This window comes from Streptomyces sp. NPDC006283, from assembly GCF_040613325.1.
Classification (GTDB): Bacteria; Actinomycetota; Actinomycetes; order Streptomycetales; family Streptomycetaceae; genus Streptomyces.
Genome location: NZ_JBEXRZ010000007.1, coordinates 73,335 through 80,271 on the forward strand (window position 1 = coordinate 73,335; position 6,937 = coordinate 80,271).

Consider the following 6,937-nt stretch of genomic DNA (forward strand, 5'->3'; position numbering starts at 1 on the left):
CCCGACCGCAAGGAAGCTCCCATGGACCCCGCCGACCCGCTGCTCCGCATCCTCGCCTGCCCGCTCGACAAGGGCCCGCTGACTCTCCTGGCCGAACAGGACATGCTGTACAACCCGCGGCTGCAGCTCAGCTATCCCATCGTGGACGGCATCCCCCAACTGCTCCCATCCTCCGGCAGCCGGGTCACCGAGGAGGACCACATCAGGTACCTGCGGACGGCCGCCGAGTGACCACCCTGGCGGCAGCGGCAGCCGCCCGCCTGCCCACCCGCTGGGTCGGCTCCGCCGCCTGCGCCGTCTACCCCCGCTTCGAGCCGGAACTGGACCGGCTCTCCGACTTCTGCCCGGCGGGAGGCACGGCACTCGACATCGGCGGCTGGTACGGCCCCTGGTCGCGCCGGCTCGCCGCCCGCTGCGCGCACGTCGTCACCGTCGAACCCGTTCCCCATCTGGCCCGGTACCTCGAGGCGTCCCTGCCGGGCAACGCCCGAGTGGTGCGGGCGGCGGCCAGTGACCGCAACGGCACGGCACACCTGTGGCTTCCGGCGGGCGACCGAGGGGATCGGGGGGGCTCCTCGCTCGCCCGCCGGGACATCCATGCCCACAGCCTGGAGGTACCCTGCCTCACGATCGACAGCCTCGGCCTCCGTGACGTCCGCTTCGTCAAGGTGGACGTCGACGGCGAGGAGCTGCCCGCGCTGCTGGGCGCGTCGGGTCTGCTGCAGAGGCAGCGCCCCGCGCTGCTCGTCGAGTTGGAGAGGCGCATCCGCCCCGTCGCGCCGGTCGTCGCCCTGCTGACCGGCCAGGGCTACCGGGGCTGGGTCCTGGCCGGTCGTCGGTGGGCGCCTCTCGACGAGTTCGACCTGGCGGCGCACCAGGCGAGGACCGAGCACCTGGTGCACCGGGGGCTGCTGCGCCGGGCCGTGGCGTTGCGCGGCACCCGTTACATCAACTCGGTGCTGTTCCTGCCGGCGGACCGCCTCCCCGGACGTAAGTGACGCCTGGCCCCTGTGCCATACTCAGCGCGCTCGCTGCCCGTTCCGAAGTCGTGGGGATCATCGTTGAAGTCCGAGCGCGCCCTCCCCGGCGCCGCCGCACACGTCGCCGTCCGAGCCGTCCTCCCGCGGACGACCGTGCCGGATGAGCGCTGCGCCGTGCAGGCGTCCGACATCCGCCGGGGCAGCGGCACGTGAGCGGCATAGCACTCAGCACCCCCTATCTGGACACGGACGCGGAACAGCTCTCCTTCGCGCTGGGCCGGCCGCCGCTCGAGGCGCTGGCCGTGCGCGATCTGACGGTCGCCGGACTCGACGTCCAGCTCAGGCTCCTGGGCGCCTCCCATCAGGTCTTCGCAGGGCCGGTCGGGGAGACCGTCGCCTGCCTGCCCGGCGTGGCGGGAGGCCTGCCGGACTCGGCCGCGCAGGAGTTCGACGGCTGGGGCTACCGCTTCAGTGCCCGCGTCGAGCACTTCGCGGCCGACGAGTTCAGCGAACAGGTGGCGAGGATACGCAGCCGGTCCGGCGCGGACCCGGAGGCGCTGTACGGGGTGTTCCCCGGTTCCCCGGAAGCCGTCACCGCCCTGATCGTCGAGCGGCACGGCACCGGACTGGGCTGGCGCACTTGGCACACGTACCCGCAGAGCCGCCAGATCGTGGCGACGCACACCCGGCTGGAGGCCCGATGAAGACCGCCCGACTCATCAGCGTGACGATTCTCGCCACGGCCCTGCTCACCGCCTGCTCGAGCGAGCCGGACGAGGGGAACAGCGTGCCGGCGTCCTGGATCCGCCAGGAGTACAGCGCCACCGGCACCGCCTACGTCGACAGCAGCGACTCGACGTCAAAGGTCGCCAAGGAGATCGACGGCCACACCTCGGCCCGTGACCGCATCGACGACGGGGACACGGTCCTGCTGCGCTACCGGGACGACATCGTCGCGGTCACCCCGTACAAGAGCGGCGGCAGCCTGATCGAGATCGACGACTACCGCACCGGCTACTACCGCTGGAAGTCCAGCATCCGGTCCGTGTGGCCCGACCCGGACAGCGCCTCATTCCGCGGTGGCGGCCCCGGCGAAGGCAAGTAACTCCTCCGGTTCATCCGTTCGAACTCCTCGACGTCCCCGAAAGGCACCCCCGTGGCAGAGATCTTCGAGTCGGCAGGGAACGCCCTGCTCTACGGCCTGGTCGGCTTCATCGTGATGGCGGTCGGCTTCATCGCCCTCGACCTCGTGACCCCCGGCAAGCTGCTGCATGTCGTGTGGACGGAACGCAACCGCGGCGCCGCCGTTCTCCTCGCCGGTCAGACGATCGCCATCGGTCTTGTCATCGACCAGTCGATCAGGGCCAGCGAATCGGAGCAGGGGCTCGGCATGGGCCTGTTCAGCACCCTGCTGTACGGTCTCGCCGGTGTCGCCGTGATGACCTTCATCTCCGTCGTCGTCGGTCTCCTGACACCGGGCCGCCTGGGCCACGCCGTGCTCGACGACAACGGTGACCGCCCCCATCCCGCCGCCTGGGTCCAGGCTGCGATGTACATCGGCACGGCCTTCATGGTCGGCGCCGCGGTCTCGTAGCCACACCATGGGCACCACCCTGCTCGACCGCACCACCCCCGCCGTACCTGCCCCGCCCGTGACGTATTCGCGGGCGGCGCGTTTCCTGCTGCTGTTCTCGGTGTTCCTCTGCGCGGCCTGCGGCCTGGTCTACGAACTGGCACTGACCGCGCTGGGCAGCTACCTCATCGGCAACTCGGTGATGCAGACCTCCGTCGTCATCTCCGTGATGGTCTTCGCGATGGGCATCGGCTCGCTGGCGGCCAAACCGCTGCAACGGCGTGCGGTCGGTGCGTTCGCCGTCGTGGAGGCACTACTCGCGCTCACCGGCGGTCTGTCGGTGCTCGTGCTCTACGTGGCGTTCGCCTGGCTCCGGGTCTACATGCCGGCGATGGTGGTGGTCTCGTTCCTTGTGGGCCTGCTCATCGGGGCCGAGATCCCGCTGCTGATGACGCTTCTTCAGCGCATCAGGCGACAGGAGGCGGGCAGCGCGGTCGCCGACATGTTCGCGGTGGACTACATCGGAGCGCTCGTCGGCGGTCTGTGCTTCCCCCTGCTGCTCCTGCCGACCTTCGGCCAGCTCAAGGGCGCCCTGGTGGTGGGGGCGGTCAATGCGGTGGCCGGCGTGATCGTCGTCCTGTGGATCTTCCGCCGGCAGACCCGCCGCTTCGTGCGGAACGCGCTGCTCACCGGGGCGGCCGCGGTCCTCGCGGTGCTCGGCTCGGTGTACGTGCTGGCGGACGACATCGAGGTCACCGCCCGGCAGCAGCTCTACCGCGACCCGATCGTCCACGCGGAGACCACGCCGTACCAGGACATAGTCGTCACCCGGTCCACCGCCTTCACGGGCGAGCAGGACACCCGGCTGTTCCTCAACGGCGACCTTCAGTTCTCGTCGGTCGACGAGTACCGGTACCACGAGGCGCTCGTCCACCCCGCCCTGTCCAAGAAGCGCTCCTCGGTGCTGATACTGGGCGGCGGCGACGCGCTGGCCCTGCGGGAGGTCCTGCGCTACGACGACGTCGAGAAGGTCACGCTCGTCGATCTCGATCCGGCCATGACGCGGCTCGCCCGCTCGTTCGGGCCGCTGAGCGAACTGAACGGCCACGCGCTCGCCGACCCCCGCGTCACCGCCGTCAACGCCGACGCCTTCAACTGGCTGCGGGACGCCACCCAGCGCTTCGACACGGTCCTCATCGATTTCCCGGACCCGGACACGGCGGCGCTGGCCAAGCTGTACTCCGTCGAGTTCTACCACCTGCTGGGGCGCGTCCTGCAGCCGGAAAGCCAGGTCGTGGTGCAGGGCGGCTCCCCGTTCTTCGCCCCCAAGTCGTACTGGTCGATCGCCAAGACGATCGGCGCGGCCGGCTACCGCACCACCGAGTACCAGGTGGACGTCCCGAGCTTCGGGAACTGGGGCTTCGTCCTGGCCACCCCCGGCGCCGGCGCGCCGCCGCCGCTGCGCCTGGCGAAGGATGCCCCGCCGCTGCGCTTCCTGGACGACGCCGTCCTCGAGGCCGCCACGGTCTTCCCCGTGGACCGCCGCCCCCAGAACGTACGGGCCAGCACGCTGATGGATCCCGTGGTCCTGGAGTACACCCGCCACGAGTGGCAGAACTACTGAGTCGAGTCGGTGCGTCGGCCGTCCCCGTTCGGCAGGGTGGTCGAGTGACCGGCAGCCGCGACATCCGTGGGCAGGGCGCTGGTCAAGCGGATGAGGGACAACGGCAGGACCCCCTCCCAACCCCACAGCCTCATGGCGACCAGCCCTGCTCCGTCCTTGCGGACCTCGAGGCCGGGAATCTGGGTGCTGTGCCAGGACTCGGTGTGTTCGCCCATGTCGTCGCTCACGTTCCGGGCCGATGGCGCGATGCCCGACGGGATGCCCCGGCAGGAGCAACCGGTCGCCGCGATCGCGTCGCCCTATGTCGGTTCTGGTTCAGGGGCAGGACGACGTCCACGACCTGACGCGAGTCGGGGACGGCCGCGGGAGTGGGCCGTGCCGTGCGCGACGTGGCCTTGATCGCCCGTCAGCCCCACGGCCGCCGGGCCGGTGTTTCCGTCCCCCCCCTCTCGTCCGGCCTAGACGCGCAGCAGACAAGCAGATCGATGCGGTCGACAGCGCGGAAAGCCGCATTTCGGCCCACGCGTCGCGGCGAACGGGTTAATTGTGCGACCGGGCGGCGGGGCCCGAGGAGCGCTCCGCCGCCGGTCAAGGACTCTTCCGGGGCGCGGTGTTCACCCGCGTGCCGATCCGCGCACCGTCCCAGGGCAGCACCCGGCCCCTCGCGCGGCAGGCCGCCGCCCGCCGCCCGTGCTCGCGGCCCCGACCAGTTGTCGGCCCCGTCACCCGAAGAGCCCACAGCCTTCCCCAAAGGAGCATCCCGAGTGGTGCGGACTTGCGTGCTGGCTGACGGTGGATCACGTCGCCCCTGCGGACCGATGAGCCGACGGGATGTCAGCTGACGCAGTCGCGACGAAAGGAAACGTGAAATGCGCTCTGCCCGCATTCTGCTCGCCGCAGCTACCGCCACAGCGGCCATGGCGATCGCAGCCCCCAGCGTCTACGCCCAAGCGAGCGACGACTGGGACAAGGACGACTCCTCGTACAGCAGCGAGCACAAGGACGACTCCGACAAGGACGACAAGGACGACAAGGACTACGACAAGAAGTCCGACAAGGACGACAAGGACTACGACAAGAAGGACTACGACAAGGACGACCACGACAAGGGTCACAAGCACTGGGACAAGGACGACCACGACAAGGACTACGACAAGGACGACAAGGACGACGACGACAAGGACTACGACAAGCCCAACGGTGGCGTCCACACCGGCGGCGGCGCCCTTGCCGGAGTCATGTCCGACGACTGGGACAAGGACGACAAGGACGACAAGGACTACGACAAGAAGTCCGACAAGGACGACGACCACGACAAGGACTACGACAAGAAGGACTGGGACAAGAAGGACTGGGACAAGGACGACCACGACAAGGACTACGACAAGGACGACAAGGACGACGACGACAAGGACTACGACAAGCCCAACGGTGGTGTCCACACCGGCGGCGGCGCCCTTGCCGGCCTGAACGAGGACGACTGGAACAAGGACGACAAGGACGACAAGGACTACGACAAGAAGGACGACAAGAAGGACGACCACGACAAGGACTACGACAAGAAGGACTGGGACAAGAAGGACGACCACTACGACAAGGACGACCACGACAAGAAGGACTACGACAAGGACGACAAGGACTACGACAAGCCCAGCGGTGGCGTCCACACCGGTGGTGGCGGCCTGGCGAACTCCGGCAGCGGAATGGCAGCCGGTGCGCTGCTGCTGCTCGGTGGCCTCGGCGCCGGCGGCTACATGCTCCGTCGCAAGGGTGCGAACAGTGGCACCACTGCCTGAGTGTGATCGCGAATGACGTGTGGCTGTGGCCGCCGGCCTGCTGGGCGGCGGCCACAGCCCACGTCTTTTTCCCCGGGGCCTGTGTCTCTTCCTGTCATAACCCGTTTTGAGTGAGGTGTTGTCGTATGGTGGCCGGTCTGCCTTCCGTGTCGAGGTCGTCGTGGTCCACCCGCCCGTCCCGGCATGTTGTTCCGATCCTGCTGTGGCCCATCGCCATGGCCGTGCTGATGGTCGGTCTGGTCACCAGTTGCGCCGCCGGCCCGTCCGCGCCGACTCCCGCGAAGAGCTCGTCCGCGTCTCCCTCCGCTGCCGGCTCGTCCGCGCCCCCTCCCGCTGCGGCAGCGCCGAAGGACGTCTCACCGACCCCGAAGCGCTCCGCCGCCGGTAAGGGGAAACCGCTGTCGCTCCCCCGGTCCTCGCCGGTCCGCCTGGTGATTCCGGAGATCTCGGTCAACGCACCCTTCACCGACCTCGCCATCGGCCCGTCGGGCCAGCTGGACCCGCCGCCTGCCGACAACGCGAACCTGGTCGGCTGGCACGCCGCCGGCCCCTCCCCCGGCGAGGTCGGCACCTCGATCATCGGCGGGCACTTCGACACCAAGACCTCCCCCGCCGTCTTCGTGGAGCTCAGCGAGTTGAAACGGGGCAGCCGGTTCAGCATCCGGCGCGCGGACGGCACCATCGCCGAGTTCGTCGTCGACTCCGTGGAAAGCTTCCGTAAGGACAACTTCCCCAACCAGCGGGTCTACGCCGACACCGCGACCGCGCAGGTACGGCTGATCACCTGTGGCGGCACCTACGACCGGGCGGCCAAGGACTACACCGAGAACGTGGTCGCATTCGCGCATCTCGACTCCGTGACGCCGTCGCTGGCCGCCAAGCCGAAGCGCTGATCCGCCTCGGAGCGGCAAGCCACCGGCAGCACCTCGGGCCGTTCGTACCGACAGCCTCCCAGACACCTCCC

The 6,937-nt window shown here is 69.2% G+C and carries 10 protein-coding genes; 9 read left to right on the plus strand and 1 reads right to left on the minus strand.

Annotation, left to right across the window (positions count from 1 at the left end):
- Positions 1-21 precede the first annotated feature (21 nt).
- The 7 genes from ABZ070_RS03255 (at position 22) to ABZ070_RS03285 (ending at position 4,177) form a co-directional block, all read left to right on the plus strand.
- Positions 22-231 carry a Trm112 family protein gene (locus ABZ070_RS03255; RefSeq protein WP_356629347.1) on the plus strand — a complete coding sequence of 70 codons (210 nt, stop codon included), beginning with the start codon at positions 22-24 and terminating at the stop codon, positions 229-231.
- Positions 228-998, plus strand: a complete 771-nt coding sequence (locus ABZ070_RS03260; protein ID WP_356629349.1) for an FkbM family methyltransferase — start codon at positions 228-230, stop codon at positions 996-998. The genes ABZ070_RS03255 and ABZ070_RS03260 overlap by 4 nt, the downstream gene beginning before the upstream one ends.
- A gap of 63 nt (positions 999-1,061) precedes the next feature.
- On the plus strand, positions 1,062-1,193 hold the full coding sequence (locus tag ABZ070_RS03265; RefSeq protein ID WP_356629351.1) for a hypothetical protein: 132 nt from the start codon (positions 1,062-1,064) through the stop codon (positions 1,191-1,193).
- Entirely contained in the window at positions 1,190-1,684 is a 495-nt protein-coding gene (locus ABZ070_RS03270; RefSeq protein ID WP_356629353.1) for a DUF2617 family protein, read from the plus strand. The genes ABZ070_RS03265 and ABZ070_RS03270 overlap by 4 nt, the downstream gene beginning before the upstream one ends.
- Positions 1,681-2,085: a DUF4247 domain-containing protein gene (locus ABZ070_RS03275; RefSeq protein ID WP_356629355.1), complete on the plus strand. Its 405-nt coding sequence runs from the start codon at positions 1,681-1,683 to the stop codon at positions 2,083-2,085. Before ABZ070_RS03270 ends, ABZ070_RS03275 begins: the two co-directional genes overlap by 4 nt.
- 51 nt (positions 2,086-2,136) lie before the next feature.
- Entirely contained in the window at positions 2,137-2,574 is a 438-nt protein-coding gene (locus ABZ070_RS03280) for a DUF350 domain-containing protein (RefSeq protein ID WP_356629357.1), read from the plus strand.
- Positions 2,575-2,581: 7 nt separating this feature from the next.
- Entirely contained in the window at positions 2,582-4,177 is a 1,596-nt protein-coding gene (locus ABZ070_RS03285; protein ID WP_356629359.1) for a polyamine aminopropyltransferase, read from the plus strand.
- Here the strand turns inward: ABZ070_RS03285 and ABZ070_RS03290 are convergent.
- Positions 4,171-4,404, minus strand: a complete 234-nt coding sequence (locus tag ABZ070_RS03290) for a hypothetical protein (protein WP_356629361.1) — start codon at positions 4,402-4,404, stop codon at positions 4,171-4,173. The two genes, ABZ070_RS03285 and ABZ070_RS03290, sit on opposite strands and share 7 nt — an antisense overlap.
- A gap of 642 nt (positions 4,405-5,046) precedes the next feature.
- On the opposite strand from ABZ070_RS03290, the gene ABZ070_RS03295 reads away from it, so the two are divergent.
- Complete coding sequence (locus ABZ070_RS03295) at positions 5,047-5,973, plus strand: hypothetical protein (RefSeq protein WP_356629363.1); 927 nt, start codon at positions 5,047-5,049, stop codon at positions 5,971-5,973.
- A gap of 125 nt (positions 5,974-6,098) precedes the next feature.
- Positions 6,099-6,866: a class F sortase gene (locus ABZ070_RS03300; RefSeq protein WP_356629365.1), complete on the plus strand. Its 768-nt coding sequence runs from the start codon at positions 6,099-6,101 to the stop codon at positions 6,864-6,866.
- Positions 6,867-6,937: the final 71 nt, after the last annotated feature.